The following is a 2,316-nucleotide window of genomic DNA, read 5'->3' as shown; positions in this document are numbered from 1 at the left end:
AGCGCGTGCCCGTCACGCTCGCGGGCGGCACCCAGCTGGCGGCGGTCGCCGCGCTCGCCCGGCACGCGGGCGTCGAGCGCCGGCTCCCGCTCGCGACGACCTCGTTCGTCGCCGACGACCCCTCCGCCGACGTGGCCGCGCTCGCCGACGACCTCGACCTGCGACTGGCCGCGACCGACCCCGCGTTCGGCGAGAGCGACCACCCGGCGATGGCGGCGTACGCCCGCGGCGAGGCGAAGGAGGGCGTCGGGATGGGCGGGGCGCTGGCGCTCGCCGACCGCGCCGGCGTCCCCGCGGGCGACGTGCGGGAGCGCGTGGCGTCGATCACCGACCGGCTGCTGGCCGAGCGGGAGGCGGGGAGCGCGACGGGAGGGGGTCCCCGATGAAGGGGTTCGTCCTCGGCGGCACCGCCTCCGGCGTCGGCAAGACGGTCGCGACGCTCGCGACGATCCGCGCGCTGGAGGGCGCCGGCCACGCGGTCCAGCCGGCGAAGGCCGGCCCCGACTTCATCGATCCGAGCCACCACGAGCGCGTGGCGGGGCACCCCTCGCGCACACTCGACCTGTGGTTACAGGGCGAGGACGGGCTCCGCCGGAACTACGCCCGCGGCGAGGGCGACGTCTGCGTCGTCGAGGGCGTGATGGGGTTATACGACGGCGACGGGTCGAGCACCGCCGCGGTCGCCGAGGCGCTCGGTCTCCCGGTCGTCCTCGTGGTCGACGCGAGCGCGGGGATGGAGAGCGTCGCGGCGACCGCGCTCGGGTTTCGAACGTATGCCGACCGGATCGGCCGCGACCTCGACGTGGCCGGCGTGATCGCCCAGCGCGCGCACGGCGGGCGACACGCCGACGGAATCCGCGAAGCGCTCCCGGACGAGATCGCGTACCTCGGCCGGATTCCGCCGAACGACGACCTGGAGGTGCCCGACCGCCACCTCGGGCTCCACATGGGCGACGAGTCCCCCCTCCCCGACGACGCGCTCGACGCGGCCGCAGAGGGGCTCAGGGTCGATCGGCTCCTCGACATCGCGCGGGAGCCGGCGGGCGGGGCGGACGCGCCGGAGCCCGCGGATCAGGTCGCTCCGGCCGACGCCGACGCTCCTCGCGTCGCGGTCGCCCGCGACGGCGCCTTCCGGTTCGCGTATCCGGCGACGATCGAGCGCTTGCGCGAGCGAGCGACGGTCGAGCCGTTCTCTCCGGTCGCGGGCGATCCCCTTCCGCCCTGCGACGGCGTCTACCTCCCGGGCGGCTACCCGGAGCTGCACGCCGCGGAACTGGCGGCGAGCCCGGCGCTCGATCAGGTCGCGGACGCGGCCGCCGAGGGGACCTCCGTGCTCGGCGAGTGCGGCGGGCTGATGGCGCTCGCCGAGTCGCTGACGACCGTGGAGGGCGAGACGCACGCGATGGCGGGCGTCCTCCCGGCCGACGTGCGCATGCGCGACCGGTATCAGGCGCTCGACCACGTCGAACTGCGGGCGACGCGGGACGCGCCGACGGCCTCGACCGGATCGACCCTGCGGGGCCACGAGTTCCACTACTCGGAGGCCGACGCCGCGAGCGACGCCCGGTTCGCCTTCGACGTGGAGCGCGGGAGCGGGATCGACGGCGACCGCGACGGCCTGATCGAACACCGAACGCTCGGAACGTACTGTCACGTTCACCCGGCAAGCGGGGCGTTCGACGCGTTCCTCGACGGCCTGTGACCGCGATGGCGACCGCCCTCCTCGCGTCGTCCGGCGGTGGATCGCTCTTTCTCGCCCGCGCGCTCGCACCCCTCGCCGCGCTGGCGATCGCGGTCGCGCTCGACCTCGCGCTCGCGGAGCCGCCGGCCCGGACCCACCCTGTCGCGCTGTTCGGCTCGGTCGCGGCCCGGTTCGACCGGTCGTGGTCGCGCCCCCGACTCGTCGGCGTCGCGGTCGCGGCCGGGCTCCCGCTCGCCGCCGCGGCGGTCGCGGGCGGGGTCGTCGCGGTCGCGGCGTTGGGCGGTCCCCTCCTCCCCGTCCTCGTCGCCGGCGCGCTCCTCTTTTCGACCGTCAGCCTCCGGATGCTGCTGGCGACGGCCGCCGAGGTCGTCGCGCTGACCGAGACCGACCCGGACGCGGCCCGGGAGTCGATCCGGGCGCTCGCGGGTCGAGACGCGACCGACCTCTCGCCGGCCGACCTCCGGAGCGCGGCCGTCGAGAGCGCGGCCGAGAACCTCGCAGACGGGTTCGTCGCGCCCCTCGGCGGGTTCGCGCTGGGGGCGGCGGGCGGGCTCGCGGTCGGCCCGACGGTCGGAGCCGCGCTGGGGGCGGCGGGCGGGGCCGGCCCGACGGCC

The 2,316-nt window shown here is 76.9% G+C and carries 2 protein-coding genes and 1 pseudogene; all 3 read left to right on the top strand.

What is annotated here, in order from left to right; genetic code table 11:
* Positions 1-386, top strand: a pseudogene (locus tag ESO89_RS18230) (TIGR00303 family protein); the annotation flags it as partial.
* Positions 383-1,702 carry a cobyrinic acid a,c-diamide synthase gene (locus ESO89_RS18225; protein ID WP_128906800.1) on the top strand — a complete coding sequence of 440 codons (1,320 nt, stop codon included), beginning with the start codon at positions 383-385 and terminating at the stop codon, positions 1,700-1,702. The pseudogene ESO89_RS18230 and the gene ESO89_RS18225, both read left to right, overlap by 4 nt.
* 5 nt (positions 1,703-1,707) lie before the next feature.
* A partial coding sequence (locus ESO89_RS18220) for a cobalamin biosynthesis protein (RefSeq protein ID WP_164932844.1) occupies positions 1,708-2,316 on the top strand: 609 nt, incomplete at its 3' end.

This window comes from Halorubrum amylolyticum, assembly GCF_004114995.1.
Lineage (GTDB): Archaea > Halobacteriota > Halobacteria > Halobacteriales > Haloferacaceae > Halorubrum > Halorubrum amylolyticum.
The sequence above is the reverse complement of the archived record's forward strand: the minus strand, read 5'-3'. Positions and strand labels throughout refer to the sequence as shown.